We start from the raw sequence: 22,318 nt of genomic DNA, 5'->3' as shown, positions 1-22,318 counted from the left end.
ATGATGTTTAGCTCAAAATTTCATCAATTTCCGAAAGCTTCTGTTCTAAAACTTGGCGCAACTCCGTAAGTTGTTCCGCGCTAGTCGAAACCATCACTACTTTCGATAACTTCTTAACCCCCCGCACCAATGTTGTGACTTCTTTCGACTCAGAAGTGACTGATTTTAGGTATTTAGCCTTGATTTGTCCTACCAACTCGCGAGTCTTCGCTACCGTCAAATCTTGCTCAATCACTTGGTTAGTGGCTTCCATCCTCTCCTTCGTAGCCTGACGCTCAGAAGTCTTTAAAGTCTTAGCAGATAAAACCGTCAAGGCTAAAGCGTGCGCTCCTTTCAGTCCTAGCTCTCGAATTGCTGCCTTCAAATCCTTTGGCAGGGACAACATAGGAATTAAGTTAGCCTTCACCGAAGCGGGATTTAAAGCCAAATCCAACAAAGCTAACAGCAACTTTTCCTCCGTTTCGCTCACTCCTAAAGATTTCACTCCTTGCTGCTGTTCTTCTGTCGCAGCCGTCACGAGGGCTGTCAGTTGATGAGCCTGGGAAGAACGCTCCAAACGCCGCAACACTGTTGAGAGTACAGTAGAAATCTCTTCAGCCTCACGACTGGTAGTGGTAGCTATTTCCTGAATAATCGCCTCAGCCTTATCCAAGGGGTTGAGGTCTTCGTGATGGATAAACGTCAACAGCGCTTTGCGATGTAAATCTTGAGGCATGGGGGCAGTGACAGCGCGCATTGTTTTCCAACCCAACTGTTTAGCCGCTTCCCAACGGCGCTGTCCGTCCCACAACAAGTATCTTTCACCTTGAGGAATGACGATCAGTGGAGTAATTTGCCCGTCGTGAGCCAAACTCCGAGCCAAAGTTTGAATGCTTTCCGGTGTAATTGTCTGGCGAGGTTGGTAGTGATTGGGGTCAATTAAATCTACCGCTACTTCTAATTCACCCGACTGCGCTTTCAGTTGCTCTCGCAAAGCTGCCATTTGTTGCTCTAGCTCTGGAGATGGTGTAGCTCGCAGCCTCTCTACTTCAGCTTGTAATTGGGCAATCCGTTCGGCTTGGTCAGTCGCTTGATAAGCACCCGCAAAGCGTTCGTTTATTTTAGGCAGTTTACCCATTAAAGTTTTCCTTTCTTCACTAACGTAACGAGGTCGTCAACGATCAATCTGAAGTCTTTGCAAGCGGGATGGGCTGGGCGGTATTTTTGTAAGGGCAGACCGTTAGCGCTTGCATTCTTGAATTCTGAGGAATCTCGAATCTGCGGGTATAGTTTTACTCGCAGTTGTTCGGCGACTTCAGGTAACTGCTGGAGGTACTGGCGGTGAATGGCGCGACTGTTGTCATATAAGCTGGGAACTAAGCCTAAGACTGGAGGGCGTGGTTCTAGCTTTAAGTCGTCAGCAATTCCAATCAACCACTGCGTCAAGTCAGCTACGCCGGAGACAGATTTCATCTCTAACTGAAGGGGAATTAGTATGCCGGTGGCAGCCGCAACTGCATTTTCGCAAATGATTCCAATGGTGGCAGGGCAGTCTAGGATGACCACATCGTGGCGTAGGGGATAGCTCTTGAAGCGATCGGCCAGCACGTACTCACCACGTCTCCGAATGACCAAATCACTTGCCACCTGTGCGGTAGCGGGATGACCTTGACAGATTTCGATATCGGGATGGTTCCAAGCCGAAACCAAGGGCCAATTTCCGTCGAAGTCTTTGTCAAATACTCGGACAACTGTATTTTCAACTTCTGCGTTCGGTAAACCACAGAATACATCTAAAGCTCGTTGGGGGTCGAGGTCGATTAAAGCTACTTTGAGTCCCCGTTTGGATATCTCGTAAGCTAGATGTACTGCTAACGTTGTTTTCCCAACACCGCCAGCATTGGCTAAAATCCCAATAATAATTTTCTGCTTTGCCATAACTCCACTTAGAAAAGTCGTATTTTAAGATACGACAGAAAGTTTGCCTCGTCGTATCTTAAAATACGACAGAACATTTGCTTCGTATTTTAAGATACGACAAGCGATGCTGTATTCTTTTTGTTAAGTGGCAGGCTACTGATAAGCTTGGCATGGAAGATGTAAGAGGAGTTGAGAGTGAAGAAATTGTGGCAACGGACGATCGCTCTGATTTTGTTAGGGATTCTTAGTGGCTGCAACTTGACTGAGCCATCGCCACCGTCTCGACTTCCTCAACTCGATCGCCAAAAACCCAAACCAAGCACCAGAGAACCCATCAGTTCAGCCATCAACAACCGCAACTTACTCCTGGGCAATCCCAGCAATGCAGCTCCCAGTGTTGCCAACATCGACAATTACTTGATGGTGAAGCCCCAGTACGTGATGAGCTACAACAGTAAAACTAAGACCGCCAACTGGGTTTCGTGGCAACTGAATCGCTCTTGGATTGGAGCAGTCGATCGCCAAGACAACTTCCGCCCCGATGATTCCCTCCCCGCTGATTGGTACAAAGTCCGCCCCAACGATTACATGGGAAGCGGTTACGACAGAGGACACATTGCACCAAGTGCCGATCGCACCCGCACCGAAGTCGATAACAGCAGCACATTCCTGATGACCAATATGATGCCTCAAGTGCCAGAAGTTAACAGAGGCGTGTGGGGTGACTTGGAAGAGTATTGTCGCGAGTTGGTGCAGCAGGGCAAGGAACTTTACATCGTAGCGGGGCCCGTGGGAAGGAAAGGCAGCATCGGCAGAAAGGAGAAGATTGCAGTGCCGGCTAGAAATTGGAAAGTTATCGTGGTTCTCGATAGACCAGGATTGGGGATGCAGGGAATTGACGCAAATACTAGGACGATCGCTGTGATGATGCCCAACGATGCCAGCGTCAAAGGCAAAGGATGGAAAAGCTTTCGAGTTTCTGTGGCAAGAATTGAGAAGGAAACAAGGCTGAATTTCTTATCTAATGTCCCGCCACAGATTCAGGAGGTGATTGAGAGCAAAGTTGATGGTCAGTAAAAAGGGATAAAGCTTACTTTTTTGCTTGAGACTTTTAACCAACTGCATTAATATTTAGCATTAGGAATCCGTAAGAAGCGATGAATAGAAAAAACTTGATTAGCCAGTTAATCCTGAAATTATATTGTCGATCGAGGTAAGACCAGAGGGGAGGAAAAACAATTAGGAACATAAAAAAGGAAGCTATAATACCCATCTGGAATGGCTTGCCCTCTGTGTAAGAAAAGAATAATAAAAGTCCTATTATAAACAAACAGTAAAGAGAAGCAAGCCAACTAAATACTGTGCCGATCGTGCTCATATTACAACCTCCGTTCCTGACTCTAATTATGGTTACTATGTAACTCAACCGTTAATCACCAATCATAGTTCACCCTGTCTGTTGCAATCAAGTCTCGACCAGTTTCGTTGACAGTCCCACCAATTCGCCACCGTCCGTCATCCCGACGATGTAGACATCAATCTCAACGTTGCCAACTCGGTAAACCTGCAACTGCGATAGATTCTGTTTGAGGATGCTCACCAAATTCTGAAATCGCTTCACCGTTTCCTCTTCTTCTTCATCATGCCAATCTTCTTCTTGAGTGGCGATCGCAAAGAATTCGTCAACCGTCCGCAGTTCTACGGGAGCATCGGGTGGATGTTCGGTGAGTTGCAGAAGTTTCGCTGGAGTGAGCTGTTCCTGTGTCTGCCAATGAATGACCTCAAAGGGGGCATCGGTTTCGCTGAGGAAGAGTAAGTTTTTGGAAGTTTGTTGGAGTTGGGTGACGATCGAGTCGGTCATAGTGGCTGTTAATTAGCTGAAAACAAGACAAGTTAGAGATTTTAAGGATTGGTTGAGTTGGGGCGAACGAATCTATCAAGGCGGGCTGAATAATCTTACACAAGTGTAAACCATCGCTGTCTGTAGATTTGAGTGCTTTAGCAATTCTAAAACCATCCTGATGTGGCAACCAAGCTCTAGTAAGTAAGTAGAATTGGTCTAGCTTGGATGTATGCTGGAGTTTTACCAGACTTGTCGAAGCACGATGATGCGATGGTTCAGGTGGCGTTTGACGAGGTAGCGCGAACGACGGATAGCCTCAAAGAAAGTGGAATTCGTCAAGTTCGTTCACCAGTTGCGAGTGCAGTAACTTCAGGGCTGATAAAGCATCTGATTTACTCCTATTATTCTTTACCATGAAAATTAGAGGAGCTAGCAGTATGGCAACAAAGATTTTATGTCCGGGATGGGACAATCTCTCTAAGGAGCAAAAAGAGCTTGCAACAGAATGGATTAAATCACTCATCAGCTTCAGAATAACTACGACCCAATTATCTGATTCTCTTTTCGACAAGTCTTCAGATAACTCCTTAAATCCAATAGATAATGCCATCAAAAATTTTCAGTTTGAGGTGGTAGACTCTTCAAGTACGTCGGAAGGAATTAATATTAAAAGAATTATTCCACCAGGAGTATTTGATACACCAGACCGCCCCGATGACGCTATTCCTCAATTAGTATGCCTAGTTAATTGCTGGAGAAACGGTCATTCTGACTGTGACAAAAGGTGTAGTGAAGTAGGCTGATAATTCAGTAGCTTATCATTATTTAAGAAATGCAGCGACCGCATGATGTAGGGTTGGCAGAAACCTGTTTTGATTTTGCTGTTTTACAAGGAATAGATTTTACTAGAGTAAACCTTGAAAAATCAAAGTTCCATAAGGTTAATTTTGGAATTAAACTGAGCTGGCAAGTTTCTTTGCTTTGTGCGACACTACTGTTAGCTAGCTTAGCTGGTTGTTTCCTAGGAGCAGGGAGCTTACTAGCAACGGGATTGTTGACGAAATCTTCATTACCTTATGGGGTTTCAGTTTTACTTTCTTTAAGTATCACATTATTTTGTAGTGTACGAAAAAACTTTGTTCTGGGAACTATTATAGGTATAGGAGCCTTACTGCCACTTCTATTATTATCGATCACTCTGCCTTCCCCAACGAATAGCCTTGACGTAAGTGTTCCTTTCTTTTTAGGGTCTGGAGCCATAGTGTTAGTTTCAATAAGTATAGAGATAGCCACTTTATCGCTAATTTTATTGAGAGTTTCACTAGCCTCTACTGTGATAGCTACTGTAAGTACATTTTTCCCAATGCTTGCAGTAACTATTATAAGTGCACCCATAACCAAAGTAATGCCGATCGTAATTGTAACTATTGCAATTTCCTGCTATCTTAGCTGGAAAGCACTCACTTGCAGTCCCGGCTTCCTCTGGAGGATGCAAGCAGTAATAGCAATAGTGACAAAAGGAGGAAATTGCTTTAAGGAAGCCAATTTAACTGATGCAGACTTTACTGGTGCAACGCTTAAGTTTTGCGATTTACGAAAGGCTGATCTTACTCGTACTCGCTTCTCTAAAGTAAAAGCACTAGAGTATGCTCGTCTCGACAATACCTACCTTGCCAATCCGCAAATTCGGCAACTGGTCGTCACGCTTGACGGACAGTCTCAAAACTTTGATGGCTTGAATTTGGAAGGGGTGAACCTACAAGGCGCAAATCTACAAGATGCCAGTTTTATTGGAACAAACCTCAACAACGCTAACTTGCAGAATGCGAATTTGTCCAAAGCTATCCTGAAGCAAGCGCAACTCGACGGTACAGATATGACGGGAGCAATTCTCACAGGAGCTTGTATCGAAGATTGGGGAATTACAGGTAGCACCAAACTAGAGGACGTGCAATGCGACTATGTATTCATGCGCCTGGAAACCAAAGATAATCCCAACCGATTGCGGAAACCGGATAACTGGGGAGAAACCTTTGCTCTGGGGGAGTTTGCTGATTTCATTAAACCTTATGTGGATACTCTAGATTTGTACCACAGTCAGGATATTGACCCCCGCGCTATCTCCATTGCACTTAAAAACTTATCCACCAATCATCCAGAACAAGAACTGCGGTTTGTGGCGATCGAACGGCGGGGCAACAATGGCTTGAATCTCCGGTTTACAACTGCAGCAGGGGCGGACAAATCTGAGTTAAGCCATCAGTATTTTAGAGATTACGCTCGAATTAAGAAAGAACTGCCGCTTACCGTTCAGCTAAGATTGGCAGAACGAGATGCTGAAATTCGTACACTTAAGGATACGATTGAGCAGTTTATTCAGACAGGTACGCATCAATCTAAGATTCAAGCAGAAACAATTCAAATCATTAAAGGAGAATTAGTAATGACTCAGAATAAGGGAATCAACATTCATTCAGGCGGTGGCAGCATTGGCGACATCAGCGGGTTAGTTGGCGGTGATGGAGTCGTCAATCTGGGCACGATTAGCGGCAACGTGACTAACACGCTCGCTCAATTGCCAGAATCCGAGGAACCTTCGGAACCCAACCTCAAAGAACTTTTAACACAACTCCAACAAGCGATCGAAAATGCTTCCGACCTATCAACTCCTGACAAAGCGGATTTATTAGAGCAGGTGCAAGCTTTAGCAGAAGCTAAGCAAACAGAGGAACCTGCTAAAAAAGAAGGGCTGACGCGGAAAGCGAGGAAGATGTTTGAGGCAACATTGAGCAGTTTGCCCCAGACTGCCAGCATTGTAGAAGCGTGTACCAAGTTATTGCCCATGATTTTGAAGGGGTTAGGGTTGCCTGCTTAACATTGCAGTATTTGTAGGAATAGCTGTAGCGATCTGCAACACTAATCTCTACAGCTAACAGGTTCCTATGGTGTCCATAAGAAGCTTTTGGCAAACTTGAATCTTAGTGACAACGAAGGGGCTATTGTTCTCTTTGTTGATGGAGAATTGGGAACAATTAGAGTAGAATAACACCCTAATTTCCTCATACTTACTCAACCATACTGCACGACTTCATCACCTTGAGCCGATGCTACTGCAATACTCCAAACAGTTTTTGGAACGAAACTACAAGTTTTACAGCGTAAGGATCATAAATAAAGTTTAATTAAATGTAACGAGCGGGGTGGATCTGACATTGATTTAATTATCCACAGTAGTTCAAAGTTTTACAGAATAAGCCATTGACCTATAAGAACTGTCCGGGTCATTGCTCTATAATGGTGACAGATAATATGTTTTGATTTTAATTTTAATTCCGAGGTTTTCTTATGGCGATCGAACTTTCAGGTATAACCTTTCCCGAAAAGGGTGATTTGGTCGTCGGCGTGTCTGGGGAAGAAGAAATACTTAATAATGGCTTCGCTAATACTCTTACTGGCAAGGACTTAACGCTTGGTAACAGTGAGAACAGTATCAACAGCACTCCGACAAGAATCAGCGGTTTCTACAACAGCGGGACGTTTAATGCCAGTGATGGTAACGGCTTAATCGTTGCTGCGGCAGACTACGGCGATTTAATCCCTGATACTTACGAGTATACGGTCAGCGGCATCCACAACACGGGCACACTCAATACGGGTGAGGATAACGACTTAATCGTCGGCATCCGTTACCAAGGAAGATACAGGTCGAGTGATCGTGATAGTAATGGCATTTTCAACGAAGGAGGCACCATTGATACAGGTGGTGGTGATGACATAATCACGGGCATTGCCCAGGGTTTTTTGAGTGTAGGAATTGAGCATGGCTCTAACAACCCCAACTTGCAAAGCCCGATCGTCATAAAGACTGGCAACGGTAACGACACAATCGCGGGTACTGGCGAATACATGGGCTTACGTTTTGGTTCCATCAATGGTTCCATCATTGATACTGGGGAAGGGGATGACGTAATCACTGGCACTGGTGGGTATTCTGGCACGATTCTCTACTCCTCTTTTCTCAACACCGGCGAGGGTAACGACACAATCACTGGCATTTCAACTCAGGGCGATGCCATTGCCAATTCCTCCACCATCAATACCGGGGATGGCAACGATATAATCACTGGCACTAGCACTTACGGCGTCGCCATCTCCAATACCGGCACCATCAATACTGGCGATGGCAACGATATAATCACTGGCATTAGGACTGATTTTCGCTTTGGCGGGACTATCGCCAACGAGGGTATTATTAATACTGGTAAGGGCGCGGACTCCATCATTACTGATAGCGGGTTTGCTAGCTTGGGCAACATATTTTTAGGGAAAGGTACAGACTATATCAGGGGTTCTGGTTCTGCTACTTTCTATGGCGGAAAAGATCGAGACTCACTGGAATTAACATCAGGCAACTATACCGTTGAAATATTGGGGACAACGGTGGGTTTTAGAAGTAGTAATGGCACTATGAAAACTTCTGAGTTTGAAGAACTCATAGCTGGTCGCACAACCTATGACTTCAGCAGTCTAACTAACGGTCAAACAATTAGTGTCGCCTAGCCGTCTGTTTGAGAAGTAGGGACAGCTAGCTAAGTGAAAAGTTTTGCTGTCCTGAAATACCCTTTATTCTTTACTGATAACTCTTTCATCAAAATCATCGATCGTCCTCAATCTCCTTCACCTTCCACAACCAACTCATACACCCTCAAACTCGGATGTTCGCCAATGAGTCGCCAAACATATCCTTCAACCGTTGGTGTAGGTCGCACCCCTTGGCGATACAGAAAGATTGGCTCGTTTCTCAACAATGCGGTGAATATCTCCCGCTGTCCGTCTTTGCCATCGTCCCAGATTAGGTGAGCTTTGCCGAAGTACCCAACGCCCATCAAACTGGCAAACAAGGATTCTATCAGGGTTTGCTGCTCATCTTGGTTAAGCGTGGATTCACCGTAGGTGTCGATTATGGGTATTTTGGATTTAGGCTTGAGTGATGCGAGGATGGCGGTGGCGAGGTTGAGGTACTTTTTCATGGGTCGATGGAGATGCGTCTACTTCTAGCTAGTTGGGAGGAAAGATATTGTTCGGTCGATCGCACGTTCGGAACTCGCCCACTTAGAGAGCGGTTTTAAAACTTATCAACCAAACGATCGAATTAACAGCCAACAAAAACGTATAAAAAATATACAGTGATGGAGCGCACATAGCTCGACCTAAAGAAGGCATTTTAAATATTTTCAAAGAACCGAGCGGGTGAACTAGACCTTCTGGTATCGAACGGGCATTAAAACTTTTATCTAAGGCGCTTTCGTCATTCAAGAATTCCGTAACAGCAGCGGCTCTTAGCATATAATAAAATTGTACCCTCCAATATGTAGCTTCTAAAAACCAAAAACCAAAAATTATAACGTATCCCAGCGGAACTAACGCATCTATTTTGCTGGCAAACACCCAACCGATTAATGCTACCCAAATAGTAATTGCAGCAGTTTTTAATTGCTGCAAAATTGTACTGAAGTTAGCTATTTTTATCTCTAGTTCCTCTGCTCCTTGTTGCAGCATGGTTAGCTGAAATTCAAATCGATCCATGTTTTATTCGGGGATGGCTATACGGTTTCTAACTTTAAAATACCAAATTCCAGCAGTTTTACTTACCGAACGGTTGTCCCCACCACTGCCAGCACTCCTTATTAAAAGGCGACTTCCACTTATAAATAAGCTCTGATTCTAACTGTAACCGCTGCTTTCGATTACTCGGTGCTCCGTACCAAAATGCGATACCCACAGCCACATCCAAGGAATAACGCCGATGCAGTTCGATGTAATTGCCAGCGTAGTTGTAGCAGTAGTGGTTCGCCCAGCGCTGTTTCGGTGTTCGGTGCGTTTCTCCTACGTACAGCAGCAGGGGAAGCGCGTTGTCAATGACAAAATAGAGGCAAGTGCGATCGCCCCAATCCGGTTTCTCACAGAATGAGAGATTGTGCAGTTCCAAGGTAAACGGGTCAATGCTATCAGCATTACAGAGATTTGGCGCTAAATCGAATAGACTTCCCTGTCGCGGTTGGTCAGCACCTTGAGATTGTTGATGTTCAAGGATGCGCTGTTTCCAAGAATGCAGAGCCTCACAACTCATCGTTAACTGAGGAGATTTCGGGACTCTGGATTTGGGTTGGAATTCAGGGAAGAGTTCGAGTTGCGCCACGGATTTAAAGATTGTTGGACGATCGCTGCTGTAAGTTTAGCTCAAGGAAATTCTGCCAAACCCCACGCTCTCAGTAGTAATGTTTCCAAATATGGAACTGATAGTGTCACAATTATACCAAACTGATGACAGCAGTTGTTGAAAATATCACCACAATCTTGAGATTCTGTCACAGATTTCTTGGCGGTTCGGAAACTGTCGGATTCACTTTGCCCTTCTATTCGATCGATTCTTAGCTCTTCATAAAGAAATGCTACGTTACCTTTTGCGCTTACGGGCTGACAATCCATGAACAAGGAAAATCATGCTTCGCTTTGGGGTGATGATGTTTTAACTCCCTAACTATGAGAATTTATCCTCATCATTCTTTATCAATCCCAGAAACAGTTGAATGCACAATATCGGGACGATCGACTTGTTCCCCACTTTCGGAAACTCAATCGGAAAACTCATGAATCCAGAGGAATTAGTAAAGTTTCTGAAATATGAAACTGACCTCGACAGATTCTTTGATTCAACTGCGGGGTACTATTTTCAGAACCAACTGCTTCCTTCGCCAACCGAAGCTCAAAGAATAAAAATAGCCCTAGCCATAAGCGACCAGATAGAAGGCAAACACCCCCAAAGTACCGATGCCATCTATCTAGCAGCATATAAAATTGCAGAATCTGTTTAACTCACCACTGACTTTTCATCCTACTGGGAGGTCAAAACTCATACTAACCCTCAAACACATGGCAAGAGATTTAAGTGCTTACAATGTACCCGAAAAACTGTGTCATACCTGCCCGTTTGGTGGAAAAGAACCCATCGAACTCACCCCCGCTCGACTGGTTTATTATTACGACCAACTCCTCAATGGCGGCTCCCAGCACTTATGCCATAGCGCAGAAAAAACAATTTGCCGAGGTGGACGAACTATTCAACAAGAAATGGTTTTGTTTGATTGGTATCATTGAATAACCTACCGATGAAGCCTTTAATCAAGCTGTTGCAGAAATTGAATTGAAGAGAAACAAAAACGATAGAAACGGTAGAAACGATGGAAAAACAGAAAACATCTGAGAAACACATTGATTTGTTTCTGAAACCCAAAGATTGTTTCTTCTTGTACAATCCCTCTAATTGGTGTCCGGGCTGGGCGATCGGTCAAATTGAGCTTCCTATCCCTACTAGCTATTCCCGTTGCCTGACTTTGGTTCGTGATGCTGAAGGTGGCTGTCATTGGGTTTCTACTAAAAATGTTGCCATTCGAGACGGCAATCATCGTCAAACTCACCTTCTCGATACTTACTCAGCGAATTGTTTCGATTGGACAAAGATTCATACTTTCAGTGCAATTGTCTGGTAACTCTATGGAAACCTTAAAAATTACTCAAGAACACATTACTTGGTTTCCTGAACCAAAAGACTGTTTCTTTCACTATGGAAATGTTTGGTGTCCCGGTTGGGCGGTTGGTGCAATTGAACTTCCAATCGTCCCCTGCTATTCCGGTTCCTTTACCTTAGTTCGAGATTCTACTGGCGAAAGTCATTGGTTTCTAGCCAACAAGGTTTTGTTTCGCGGTGACAGTCATTTATTTGACAGTTACATCGGAAATACTTTCGATTGGGCAAGAATCCACACTTTCAAGCCTCTTGTTTCCTAAGTTCTTACCTGACAGCAGCGGTTTACCAGTTCGCTACTGGTTTTTTTATGCTCAATTCCCCCGTTTCCGACGCTAATGCTGATTCACCTTCTTTAGTTCAGCACAGATTTGTTATCTGTTACGCTTATTATTCACTGGGTACTGCTACAGAACATGGTAGTATTGTGTTCTTGGCTAACTATGAAAATCCTGAATGGATTACTGATTTTGAACAAGCCTACTTCTTTGAGTGTAAGGAAAAAGCAGAACAAGTAGTTGCAACTCTACAGCAAAACTTCAAAGCTAATAATTTCGCCAAAGATTCTGTCTCTATTATTGTAGTTAATTGGTCAGCATCCGATTAACACTTTTGGCTTTTATCTCTATAATAAACGGGGATAAAAGTCAAGTTTTTAGTCTATAAACTCAAAAATAGAAAAGGGATATAAGCTAAAAATAATTTATTAGTTAGTAAGTGACATGGTGTTAACAGCAGGACTAGCCACAAAACTACTGCGCCAAACGATCGCCGATTACAATTTCTGGCCTCAATCCGAAGGCGACTCATTGTTGGCAATTAAAAGAGGGAAGCAGCCATTTGATGACGTAGCTATCCTCGCCAGAGATGCTTCAATGCGGAGAGCTGCAATCAAGGCACTCAATCCCGAAGCCCCTACTTACAAAGCTCCGGCAAATCGAACAATTTCTAATCAAACCCTTGATGAACTCTTCCAGCCTTTGATTAGAAATGCGCTGACTGAGTTAGCGACTGTCACCCAGAATCAAGGTTTGACGATGGAGGGAACTGTTCCGGCAGAAGCGGTCTTTGGCATTTTGATGCCGATCGAAGCAATCGAATATCTGACTGAACTTTACCAAGTTTTCAGCCAGTTACAGAATCCCAAAGTTATCCGGGTTTCTGATGATGCTAGTCCCACTCCCGACGCTTACACCAGTCTGATGATTGTCGGAGAGTCAATGGAACTTGAGGTTATTATCGCTCAGACTCTTTTGATTCAGACCTGATTCCCCACCAGACGCGGGATTGTTAAGCGCGAAACCCAAATTCTTCTCTCTCAAAGCTAGGTTCAGTCTCGCTTCCATAATCTCTTTCTTGGTATGCCGATGCCAAGAAAGGGATTGTTTGTCTATCAAATTTTAGGCGATTAAGCTAATGCCAATTAGAATCACAGCTCCCACTCAACCCAGTATTCAAGTCGGAGGATTGCCCTATTCTCTCCCAGTTACAGCAGTTACTCCCACCAACACCAATACCGATGTTCGTTTCAAACTGAATGGTGTAGTTGTTGGTACAGATACCACAGCCACCAATGTTGGCACTACTGCTGCACCTATCTATCAATTTGGAATGTCAATTCCAATTAATACCGCAGGTGTTCATGTCATTGAAGCTGAAGACATCAGCGGTACAGCTCCTGTTACAGTTCGATCGACTGCTCAACTCAATTTTGAAGTCAAGGTCAATGTTCCTACAATTGCCTTACGCGCTCCTGTTCTTTACTCAGGGCAAACAGTCGTAGTTGCTGATGTTCAACACATTCCAACTAACGGTTTTGTTCGATTCACTTTGAATGGCGCAATTATCAAAGAAAGTCCCTGGGTTCCATTCGAGGCACCCATCACACAAAATGGAACTCTCCGAGCGGACATCATGCTCGGTACCAGCGTTCTTGCCACCGCCACTCGCGATGTTGCTCTCATTCCCCCAGAACCAGCCATTGTTGGCCCTCCTGGTGAACCCGGCCCGAAAGGTGATAAAGGCGATCGTGGCGACCAAGGCATTCCCGGTGTCAACGGTATGGACGGCGCGACTGGCCCTGCTGGTGTTCAAGGAAATCCAGGGATGCCTGGTGCTCAAGGCATCCCTGGCATTCAAGGCGTTCCGGGTGTTGATGGTTTACCCGGTATCCCCGGCCCCGCTGGTGACAAAGGCGATCGCGGTGAATCAGGAATCCCCGGTATCCCCGGTGCTAAAGGCGATAAAGGCGATCGTGGTGACACCGGGCCTCAAGGACTTCAAGGAATTCCGGGTGCTGTTGGTGCAGCAGGCTTACCAGGTGAAAAAGGCGAGCCTGGAGCTCAAGGTAGTCAGGGTTTACAGGGCGCACCGGGCCCGATCGGACTTACCGGCCCTCAAGGAAATTCTGGCATTCAAGGCGTCCCCGGTGAACGAGGTTTACCAGGCGCTCCGGGCAGTCCAGGGCCTGAAGGTGTGCAAGGAATTCCCGGCGCTGCTGGCCCCAAAGGCGTTCCCGGTGAACCAGGTTTTGTGGGGCCTCCAGGGATTCAAGGCGAAAAAGGCGATCGAGGTGAGCAAGGTTTAGTTGGCGCTACTGGCCCTCGTGGTGAACAAGGTATCCCCGGTGCAGTCGGTGAAATTGGGCCCGTTGGCGCTACTGGTGGGGTAGGTGCAACAGGAGCTCAAGGGCCTCAAGGAATCCGAGGCGAACAAGGGCGACCCGGTTTGATTTGGCGTGGAAATTGGAACGCAACAACAAACTACGCCATGTTCGATTCTGTCGCCCACAACGGCAGCAGCTACATTGCCAATGCTCCAAACATCAACTCTCAACCGCCGTCTCTCGCCTGGACTTTGGGAGCAAAACAAGGCGACCAAGGTATCCAAGGACTTCCCGGAGCAAAGGGAGATACCGGAGCGCAAGGTCAGACCGGATTAACTGGCGCAACTGGAATTCAAGGCGCACCCGGCCCCGGTGGAATTCAAGGGCCTCAAGGTCTTAAAGGTGATGTCGGAGCCACTGGAGCGATCGGACTTACCGGTACTAAAGGAGACACTGGAGTGACTGGTGCAGTGGGTGCAACTGGAGCGCAAGGAATTCCGGGCCCAAAAGGTGATATCGGAGCGAAAGGTGATGTTGGAGCGCAAGGAATTCCAGGAGTAGCTGGCCCGATCGGTTCTGCTGGCCCTAAAGGTGATGTCGGTGCAACTGGTGCAACTGGTGCCACTGGTGCTCAGGGTGTTGCTGGCCCTAAAGGTGATGTCGGCGCAACTGGCGCAACTGGGCCTCAAGGAATTCAAGGCATTGCTGGTGCTGTTGGATTGATCGGCCCCAAAGGAGATACGGGAGCCACCGGGCCAGCCGGAATTGTTTGGTCAGCACCAATTTCTTTGCCTTTATCGTGGAATGTTACAGGTAACGTAACTTATCAAACCTGTGGCAAATTAGTTCGAGTTAACGTAGATGTGCTTATCCAATACGCCAACATTTCCGGCATGATTATCTGTGGAAATATGCCAGCTACTGTCTTTAACACCTGGTTCCATTCTACAGCAATGATTTTCAAGCCTGACTTAACAATTGCTGCTACTGGTCAATGGGGTTTAATGAGATATCAACCAAACAACCGAGACTTAGCGTTGATGTTTGACAAAATCGTCAATGAAACTGTGCGATGTGTCAGCAATTTTATTATGGCAGTTAACTAAGAAAAACCATGACTTTTGTTGCAGAAGTTCCTAATACTTACAATCCAGCTAAAGAATACATGGTTGGATTTTGGTTAAGCACTCCTAAACTCAACGGAGTTCGTTGTATTTACACACGCGACGGCATTTCACGCGGATTAAGAAGCCAGACTTTGACTACGCGATTTGTAGGACTCGATCGACTTGAGTTAGCCTGTCGCAGTCTCTGTGACGCTAACAATTTGTCTTTCATTGACGGTGAGTTGTTCATTCCTGGTAAAAGTTTCCCAGAACTTACGGTATTAATTCGCGATCGATCTACATACGAACTTGATGAAAAATTTGCTGTTGAATTCCGAGTTTCTGCTGTTGGTTCGGCAACAAATCCCGCCCTAACAGCCCAACAGATGATGAATCTCATGCAACAAATCATTCCGGCACAAGGAATGATTAGTCGGATTCCTCAAAAACTAATTCGGAACACACCTCTAGGCGTTCTGGATGAAGCAACCGTTCTTAATTCTGGAGGAACTGAAGGAATCATCCTCAGAAATCTGGACTCAGTTTATTCTGGAGTTCGATCGGATAATCTTCTCAAAGTCAAGGGCATAACAAGCGGAATCTTTACTGTTGTTGGATTTACACAAAATCTAATAGTGGGTTACGTCAGTTATATGTCAGTTGAAAGAACAGTGGATGGAGTTAATAAAGTTTCCCGTGTTTATGGTTTGAACGATGAAGAGGAACAGGATTTGTGGATGAACAGAGATTCTTATATCGGCAAACAAGTTCAAATAGTTTACATGGGTTTGACATCAACAGGCAATCTCCGAAGCCCTGCTTTGGGTCGATTTGTTTAATGAGGAATAACAAAGATGTTACTGCAATTAGCAAATACTTACAGTCCCACCAAAAACTATGGTGTTGCTGAATGGCTCAGTAGCCCCAAACTGGATGGAGTGCGCTGTCTGTACGAAAACCCGACAAATGGATTGAGGAGTCGATCGGGATTAACTCGATATTCAGGATTGACCGAAATTGAGCAAATCTGTGAAAGCATCCGGTTAGCCAACAATTTGTCATTTTTGGACGGTGAGCTGTACATTCCCGGAGAGCCTTTCGATAGAATTTCTGGAACTGTCCGCTCGACCAAAACTACAGCAACCGTTGTCGAAGCAAAACAGAGGGTGGAATTCCGCATCTTTGCGATCGGCTTTACTCAATATCCGAACATCCTAGCAGCAGACGAATATAGCCAGGTTCAGCAAATCTTTCCGGGAATGGGAAAAGTTAGCTACGTTCCTCAGAAGTTGATTGAAAATAAGCCTTTGGTTATCCAAGCTGAAGCAGATTTTGTCAAGAGTTCGGGACAATCGGCTGAAGGGATAATGTTGAGGAATCCGAACTCAGTTTATTTTCAGGGTCGATCGATCGCACTTTTGAAAGTCAAGAATTTTGTGAAAGACCGTTTGCCAGTTACGGGGTTTACTAAAGGTTCAGGGAAATATTCTGCGTCGTTGGGCAATCTATTAGTTGGCGGCACTCTCAACGACCGAATTGTCAAAGCCAGAGTCGGGACTGGATTTACGGATGCTGAGCGATCGACTATCTGGGCTAACCAAGCTAATTATATGGGCAGAATAGTCGAGGTCATCCATCTTGGGATTACTGCTACGGGTGCTTTGAGACATCCCGTTTTTTCTGCTTTTGTTTAAAGATTCTTAGCAATTGTTAGAAATTGTTAGAAACAAGAAACATGAAAAAAACCTGAGAACGGGTGCAGTCACTCAGGTTTTTTTGTGCAGTTCGTCGCCAATATAGTTTAACGAAAACTACTATTATTGAACCAGCCCTACGAGTTCAGGAATGCTGCCTGCTAGTTTCCAGCCAGTAGCAACGGAGTAAATTGGAGTATTTGCACCAACTCCCCAATTAGACAGTTCATTGCTGGGAACTTCGATAAAGCTACCATCTGGGGCTTTGATTTGCCAGATAATTGGTGGTGCCGAAGGAGTAAGCAATTCCGCTGGAATTGGAGGAGGCAAAACAGGAGCTACCGGAGCTGCTGTGATAGTTGCTGCGGGAGCTGCTACCGGAGCTGCTGTGGGAGCTGCTGTGGGAGCTGGAGTCAGTACAGGGGTTGCTACAGGAGGTGTTACTGAAGTTGTTTCAGTCGAAGTTTCAGTCGAAGTTTCAGAAGCAATTGCACTGGCATAAACCCTTTCAAGGAACTTCTTGTCAAACTTGATTTTCGGTCGGCGAGTAGGCTTGTAAGTGGTTAGTTGACCTGTTCTGGGGTTTCGTCCTTCCCGTTCTGGTTTTTCAATCAATGAGAAAGTGCCAAACCCTTCGATTTTGATATCCTTTCCGCTTTCGAGAGAAGCTACGACACTGGAGATAACTTCTCCAAATGGGACATTTTCAACAACTGAAGTCATAATTCAAAATTGGGATTGAGATAAATGCTTGATTTGATTATGCCTTAATTATTTTAAAAGCACAATAAATCAGACAAATTATTACTCATTTTTACGCATGAAATGGGCATGAAATTGGTAGTATTTACCACTTGTCGTAAATACCACTCATAATTAATTAGGTGGCAAACCAAAATCTTCCGGGCTATAAAGACCTGCGGGCATTTTGCCATTTAAGAAATCAATCTGTTCTTGAGTCATGGATTGATTGAATAAACGAGCGGTTTTGGTAATAGTTCTACCCGCTTCATCCATGTATTTGCCATCTGTGTAAATCCGCATTTCACGAGTTTCACCGATCGCAACTTTACTTCGATATTTTTCGCCAACCCATCCAAGGGGGAAGTAACCGATATTTTTGGTACTTTCGGGAAAGCGCATATCGATCGCTAATTCCATCCGTGCGGCTTGCTGACCCACAGCAGGTTTCATCCGCTGAACAATGCGGATGAGTACATTTTGTCCAGTCCATTCACCTCGGCTCCAGACATTGGGTTCTTGTTTGTGAACGTTAAAGACGTTGAAATACGACAAGGTATCAGGGTTTTCTTGCAATTCAGTCACGATTTCTTCTCTAAATAGGTTAAACACCAGCGCTCCGGTGCTCAGCTCTCCGGCTCCGGTATGAACAGCGCGCCAGTAAGCAGCAGCCCAGGATTTATCGGTGTAGGGCTGACCGTTAGCATCGGCAAATTGTTCAAGTGCTGACTCTTTGAGAGCTTGATATTTGGCAGAAACCTCGCGGATTTTGGTAGTATCGCCATCATTTTGCTCTTTCCAGGCGATCGCACCTTGCATTTCTCTTGCATATCCTTTGCGCTGTTCAAATGCAAAATCGAGCTGTTCTTTGGTAACTTCAACTCCCACAAAAAGTGCATTCTCAAAAGAGTTGATATCAATATTAGTTTCTAGCTGAGCTGGTCGCCAGTATGAATTGACAACTTTGACGAGTCGAGAGATGGTATCGATCGCATCATCGGCAACGGCACAGGGTCGGCTTAGGTAAACATCCTTTTCTTTAAAGTCTTTGAGCCACGGAATTTTACCTGCATCTCCCAGACTGTTGAGATAATCGGTAACTGCCTGTAAACCCTTGTCATTGTTAGGATATGCCGACTTCAGCGAGTCTACGGCGATCTGCAATTCCTGGCTCAGGAAATTGATAATTGCCATTTCTTTTGGCTCGGTTTGCATTCCTCCTGGTGGGATATTGAGAACGATATTTTCAGCACCTGCACCTCTGGCGCGACCGAGAAGTGAAGCCACAATCCCGGTGCTGTCATTCATCGAATTGATGGCTACCTGTTGCAAAGTTCCCGGCAGTGCCATTTTGGGAAGTTTTTCGACTTCGGGCGGTTTGTCAAAGTTGGCGATCGCATCTCGGAGTGCGGGATATTCTTTCGATCGAATCAGTTGAACAAAATCGCCGTCAAAATCTCTCCCCAAATTCAGCATGAGTTTGGTCGATGCTGCCATCAATCCTGAACCTGTGGCATAGGTTCCCTCATGGCGATTAATCCAGAGTTGGCAATCGCCCCAATGCCTCATGGGGTTGCAAAATACGATGTACTCGCCAGGAGCCATCCCAGGTGCACAGAAAACTTTCTCTGTAAAAGTAGTTTTTCCGTTACTGGTACTTTCATATTTTTGGAAATATTCATCCGGTTGCGACATCAGTGACCAGAAACGAACCCCCGCAGCCTTTGCTAAATTCAACCAAACTGCTCGCAGTCTTTCTGCTACTTTCCCTGTGATATATGGATGCAACAATAGTCTACCTTTTATGTCATATTTAATTATCTCCATTGCTGTGTTTACATACTCTGCCTCTGACTGAATGCTTTCCCCCTGTTCGCGCTCCTGTTCTGCTTCAAACTGATGGATTCTTAACTCTTTAGCGAGAGCTTGAATTGAGTTAGTTGCTGCTACTAGCTTTTCACATTTGGCTCGGAGTCGGCTAATAATTTTGTCTTGTTCCAGAGTTTCAAATTTGAACCATTGGAATAGCATCCAACCTGCTTTGGCAGTGCGCTGCTCGGCTTCAAAGACCAGTCCGCACAACAGTTTCTCTTTGTAGTTTCCGAGGGCTGGTTTATTACCTTTTAGAGAACTCCAAGGAATGACTAAATCATAGCCAGAGTCGTCTAGTTCTGGATTGTAGGCGATCGTCCCCTTTGCTACCCATTTCTTAAACGATGCAATCCGAAACTGAAGGGGAATTCCTTCGTCATTTGGCAAGTGAACATCACCTGTTCCAAGTATTCGCATAAATTCCTTGGAAGCTTTGCCATGACTATCTCCGCTATTCCAGTGTCTTCCATTTGTGGGGTCATCTTGGGGGTTTCCATTCTCATCTTTTTTGGTGTCATCAACAATAATAAAACTGAACTCGCGACCGACTAATAGTTTGCATCCGGTGTGCATAATGCTACCGTAAATTATGCGTTTCCATTGTTCGGTTCCTTTGGTTCCATAATAGTTAGAACCGATTGGAGCCAGATTAAAAGTAAAGCGTCCGTGGTTGCGAGAGTTGCTGGCTAAGTCTAAGGTGTATCGATCGTTCTTATTAGCTACAAAAGGGTTTAAAAGAGAGGCATCTTTGGTATCTTCGGGGACTTCTCCAATGCAGAAACGCTCTCGACCAGCATCTTGATGCCAGCCAGAAAGGAGAGTATTTCTAAGAGTCACTTTAGGAGCATTTGACCATTGTTTGGTAACACAATCCCAAACTGACCAAACGGCGATCGTTTCAATTTGACCTAGGCTTTCGTCTACCCAAGAATATTGTAATTGGTAATCCGTCGGCATATCAATCAGTAAAAAAGAATTTTCCTGATGTTATTCTAGCAGCTTTATCCGTCCCTAACCTAGCTTGAATGTCGTCTTTAGGAATCAGGACTGGATTATCTGGGAGCATCAAATCATAGGCAATGATATATTCTCTTTTGCTGTTTAAGCCGACTCCAATGATACTTTCGATCGGCACAACAGCTCTTTCTATCAATGATTTTGCTAAGGTTTTTAACTGTTCAAGAATTTCAACTTGATTCGTGTCATACATATGAGCTACGGACAAGTTAAATTTTCTTGGTTCTGCATTCCCAATATCAGCAAAAACATAAAGGAATTCTGCGAGATCAGTTCGATTTCTCATGGCGGTAGTAATGATGACGGCAGCTCCAATTATAGGCAAAGCCCAAGCCATCAGATATGCCCATCCGCTTGCTTGCATTCCTGTCACTCCGAAAATCTTAGGTAACAGACTTGCTCCAGCTTTCAGAGCCGATGCTGCAAAATAACGAACTGCTTCAGCACCGCCAGCACTTCCTGATAATTTGAGTACGATCGACACCACTGTATTCGTCAAAGCTGGTAACAAAACTGCGGGAATATTGAACGATTTCAAGAAAAAGCTACTGAGTAACCAACTTGCTATACTGGTAAGCACACCGACTGCTCCTGTAATCGTAGCTGCACCGCCCACTGCGATCGGCACTAATGCAGTGTTCAACACGGGTGGATGACGGTAAATGGAACTGATGGAGTGATTGTAGAGGGAGGTGATGGTGTATGGATTGTGAGCAATGATGTTAGGAATTGTGCCTGTTGTCATAGCGATGCGCCCCGCTTCGGCCCGTCGGATACGTGTGCGAGCGTTCCGGCGTGGATTCCCGGTCAGTGATTCGATCGTTGCTAAAATCTCAGCTTTAAGTTGCTCTACTCTACTAATTGCTTCAGTTTTCCATGTATTTAGTTGTTCTTCTGCTGGTTGTCCACCTGATTGAATTGCTCGAATTTCAGCTTCGATCGTTGCAATTTTTACTGATAACTCTGGTAAATTCAGCGATTCGTTGTACGCACTCACCGATGCTTCATAAATCAGTCGCTGTCTTGTACTCGGAAGGAGACTTGATAATTCTTGCTGACCTTTCCCTGCTAAGTTCGTGAATGCTTTGCTGTTGTAGGCACGGTTAACTCCATTCACCGTTTCCAGAAATACTAAGCAGCAATCCTGTACCGTGTCTCCTATATCTTGAGATGCCGTTAGTAAACCTTTGATTCCTCCCATTACTGGAGTGTTCATTATAAATTGGATTTGAGGCAGACTAAAGTACCACTCTTTTCCTCTCGCCACCCCCTCATTCACTACATCCGCTACTTTTAATATTTCCTTTCCTGCCCATACACTGTTAGCCAGTTGTTGTTGCAGATAATCAAATTGACTCATGGTTTTGTCCACTACAAATGACTCTATTTTAGCATCTTTAGCACTACATTAAGCACTGCCAAAGATGCTTTTTGAGAGATTTTAAGGTGAATTGATGACTTGTTCTTTGGCTAATCGATCGCACTCACTCAACTCAGAAGTTGAATTCCGCGACAGCCACAGCCATGTTACCTCATGAACTTCTGCTAACTTGTCGATTTCTTCCCACAAATCCTGGTTTGCGTTACGCTTCCAACTTTTTGTCATTGTATGAATGACGTAAGTTGAATCCGAGAACAGTGTAACTTTGCAAGGTTTCTTGAGAGCTTTTAAGCCTTCGATTGCTGCTGTTAATTCCATGCGATTGTTAGTAGTAGTTGTGTCAGATTTACCACTAATTGCTTTTATATTTGGCTTACCTGGAATTGTGAGAATTGCAGCCCAGCCACCGGGCCCTGGATTTCCTGAACAAGCACCATCGCAATGGATGTTTACTACAGGTTTTGTTGGAGTTTGTGTGGAATTTTGTACGGCAACCATAAGACTTTCACAAAGATAGACATCAAAACCCCCTAGCGAAGCAGTTTATTCTGAACAGTTGTTACTTATGATTTGGT

Annotated in this window: 24 protein-coding genes; 13 read left to right on the top strand and 11 right to left on the bottom strand. The window is 44.8% G+C overall.

Annotation, left to right across the window (positions count from 1 at the left end):
* Window positions 1–7: 7 nt before the first annotated feature.
* Window positions 8–1,117, bottom strand: a complete 1,110-nt coding sequence (locus QUB10_RS08510; RefSeq protein WP_333201235.1) for a ParB/RepB/Spo0J family partition protein — start codon at window positions 1,115–1,117, stop codon at window positions 8–10.
* On the bottom strand, window positions 1,117–1,917 hold the full coding sequence (locus tag QUB10_RS08505; protein ID WP_333201233.1) for a ParA family protein: 801 nt from the start codon (window positions 1,915–1,917) through the stop codon (window positions 1,117–1,119). The genes QUB10_RS08510 and QUB10_RS08505 overlap by 1 nt, the downstream gene beginning before the upstream one ends.
* A gap of 177 nt (window positions 1,918–2,094) precedes the next feature.
* On the opposite strand from QUB10_RS08505, the gene QUB10_RS08500 reads away from it, so the two are divergent.
* Window positions 2,095–2,976, top strand: a complete 882-nt coding sequence (locus QUB10_RS08500) for a DNA/RNA non-specific endonuclease (RefSeq protein ID WP_333054868.1) — start codon at window positions 2,095–2,097, stop codon at window positions 2,974–2,976.
* 388 nt (window positions 2,977–3,364) lie between these two features.
* Here QUB10_RS08500 and QUB10_RS08495 read toward each other — a convergent pair whose 3' ends face one another.
* Window positions 3,365–3,760 carry a nuclease A inhibitor family protein gene (locus QUB10_RS08495; RefSeq protein ID WP_333054869.1) on the bottom strand — a complete coding sequence of 132 codons (396 nt, stop codon included), beginning with the start codon at window positions 3,758–3,760 and terminating at the stop codon, window positions 3,365–3,367.
* Window positions 3,761–4,179: 419 nt separating this feature from the next.
* Here QUB10_RS08495 and QUB10_RS08490 point away from each other — a divergent pair, with 419 nt between their 5' ends.
* Window positions 4,180–4,545 carry a hypothetical protein gene (locus tag QUB10_RS08490; RefSeq protein WP_333054870.1) on the top strand — a complete coding sequence of 122 codons (366 nt, stop codon included), beginning with the start codon at window positions 4,180–4,182 and terminating at the stop codon, window positions 4,543–4,545.
* 271 nt (window positions 4,546–4,816) lie between these two features.
* On the opposite strand, the gene QUB10_RS08485 is transcribed toward QUB10_RS08490, so the two are convergent.
* Complete coding sequence (locus QUB10_RS08485; protein ID WP_333201231.1) at window positions 4,817–5,137, bottom strand: hypothetical protein; 321 nt, start codon at window positions 5,135–5,137, stop codon at window positions 4,817–4,819.
* 10 nt (window positions 5,138–5,147) lie between these two features.
* Here QUB10_RS08485 and QUB10_RS08480 point away from each other — a divergent pair, with 10 nt between their 5' ends.
* Both QUB10_RS08480 and QUB10_RS08475 read left to right on the top strand, forming a co-directional pair.
* A complete protein-coding gene (locus tag QUB10_RS08480) occupies window positions 5,148–6,617 on the top strand; it encodes a pentapeptide repeat-containing protein (RefSeq protein WP_333201229.1) in 1,470 nt (489 codons plus the stop codon).
* A gap of 515 nt (window positions 6,618–7,132) precedes the next feature.
* Window positions 7,133–8,302, top strand: a complete 1,170-nt coding sequence (locus tag QUB10_RS08475) for a hypothetical protein (RefSeq protein ID WP_333201227.1) — start codon at window positions 7,133–7,135, stop codon at window positions 8,300–8,302.
* 107 nt (window positions 8,303–8,409) lie between these two features.
* Here QUB10_RS08475 and QUB10_RS08470 read toward each other — a convergent pair whose 3' ends face one another.
* From QUB10_RS08470 to QUB10_RS08460, 3 genes are all read right to left on the bottom strand, one after another.
* Window positions 8,410–8,772, bottom strand: coding sequence for a hypothetical protein (locus QUB10_RS08470; protein ID WP_333201225.1), 363 nt, complete (start codon window positions 8,770–8,772; stop codon window positions 8,410–8,412).
* Between the two features lie 82 nt (window positions 8,773–8,854).
* Window positions 8,855–9,328, bottom strand: coding sequence for a hypothetical protein (locus QUB10_RS08465; RefSeq protein ID WP_333152787.1), 474 nt, complete (start codon window positions 9,326–9,328; stop codon window positions 8,855–8,857).
* A gap of 58 nt (window positions 9,329–9,386) precedes the next feature.
* Window positions 9,387–9,941, bottom strand: a complete 555-nt coding sequence (locus QUB10_RS08460) for a GIY-YIG nuclease family protein (protein ID WP_333152789.1) — start codon at window positions 9,939–9,941, stop codon at window positions 9,387–9,389.
* Window positions 9,942–10,392: 451 nt separating this feature from the next.
* Between QUB10_RS08460 and QUB10_RS08455 the strand changes: the two genes are divergently transcribed.
* From QUB10_RS08455 to QUB10_RS08415, 9 genes are all read left to right on the top strand, one after another.
* Entirely contained in the window at window positions 10,393–10,617 is a 225-nt protein-coding gene (locus QUB10_RS08455; protein WP_333176328.1) for a hypothetical protein, read from the top strand.
* 58 nt (window positions 10,618–10,675) lie between these two features.
* Window positions 10,676–10,900, top strand: coding sequence for a hypothetical protein (locus tag QUB10_RS08450; RefSeq protein WP_333201223.1), 225 nt, complete (start codon window positions 10,676–10,678; stop codon window positions 10,898–10,900).
* Between the two features lie 83 nt (window positions 10,901–10,983).
* A complete protein-coding gene (locus QUB10_RS08445) occupies window positions 10,984–11,292 on the top strand; it encodes a hypothetical protein (protein ID WP_333201221.1) in 309 nt (102 codons plus the stop codon).
* A 4-nt stretch (window positions 11,293–11,296) separates the two neighbouring features.
* Complete coding sequence (locus QUB10_RS08440; RefSeq protein ID WP_333201219.1) at window positions 11,297–11,590, top strand: hypothetical protein; 294 nt, start codon at window positions 11,297–11,299, stop codon at window positions 11,588–11,590.
* A 47-nt stretch (window positions 11,591–11,637) separates the two neighbouring features.
* The gene (locus QUB10_RS08435) at window positions 11,638–11,934 is read left to right on the top strand and encodes a hypothetical protein (protein WP_333201217.1); all 297 of its coding nucleotides are present in this window, start codon (window positions 11,638–11,640) and stop codon (window positions 11,932–11,934) included.
* Window positions 11,935–12,049: 115 nt separating this feature from the next.
* Window positions 12,050–12,595: a hypothetical protein gene (locus QUB10_RS08430; protein WP_333201215.1), complete on the top strand. Its 546-nt coding sequence runs from the start codon at window positions 12,050–12,052 to the stop codon at window positions 12,593–12,595.
* Window positions 12,596–12,743: 148 nt separating this feature from the next.
* Entirely contained in the window at window positions 12,744–15,038 is a 2,295-nt protein-coding gene (locus QUB10_RS08425) for a hypothetical protein (RefSeq protein WP_333201213.1), read from the top strand.
* An 8-nt stretch (window positions 15,039–15,046) separates the two neighbouring features.
* Complete coding sequence (locus QUB10_RS08420; RefSeq protein WP_333201211.1) at window positions 15,047–15,877, top strand: hypothetical protein; 831 nt, start codon at window positions 15,047–15,049, stop codon at window positions 15,875–15,877.
* Window positions 15,878–15,892: 15 nt separating this feature from the next.
* Window positions 15,893–16,732, top strand: a complete 840-nt coding sequence (locus QUB10_RS08415; protein WP_333201209.1) for an ATP-dependent DNA ligase — start codon at window positions 15,893–15,895, stop codon at window positions 16,730–16,732.
* Between the two features lie 123 nt (window positions 16,733–16,855).
* Here QUB10_RS08415 and QUB10_RS08410 read toward each other — a convergent pair whose 3' ends face one another.
* From QUB10_RS08410 to QUB10_RS08395, 4 genes are all read right to left on the bottom strand, one after another.
* The gene (locus QUB10_RS08410; RefSeq protein WP_333201207.1) at window positions 16,856–17,455 is read right to left on the bottom strand and encodes an HU family DNA-binding protein; all 600 of its coding nucleotides are present in this window, start codon (window positions 17,453–17,455) and stop codon (window positions 16,856–16,858) included.
* Window positions 17,456–17,608: 153 nt separating this feature from the next.
* A complete protein-coding gene (locus QUB10_RS08405) occupies window positions 17,609–20,302 on the bottom strand; it encodes a hypothetical protein (protein ID WP_333201205.1) in 2,694 nt (897 codons plus the stop codon).
* A 1-nt stretch (window position 20,303) separates the two neighbouring features.
* Window positions 20,304–21,722: a hypothetical protein gene (locus QUB10_RS08400; protein ID WP_333201203.1), complete on the bottom strand. Its 1,419-nt coding sequence runs from the start codon at window positions 21,720–21,722 to the stop codon at window positions 20,304–20,306.
* An 81-nt stretch (window positions 21,723–21,803) separates the two neighbouring features.
* On the bottom strand, window positions 21,804–22,241 hold the full coding sequence (locus QUB10_RS08395; protein ID WP_333176308.1) for a ribonuclease H: 438 nt from the start codon (window positions 22,239–22,241) through the stop codon (window positions 21,804–21,806).
* Between the last annotated feature and the right edge of the window lie 77 nt (window positions 22,242–22,318).

This window comes from Microcoleus sp. B5-D4, from assembly GCF_036705145.1.
GTDB lineage: Bacteria > Cyanobacteriota > Cyanobacteriia > Cyanobacteriales > Microcoleaceae > Microcoleus.
Note: the sequence above shows the minus strand (reverse complement) of the source record. Positions and strands in the feature narration are given on the sequence as shown.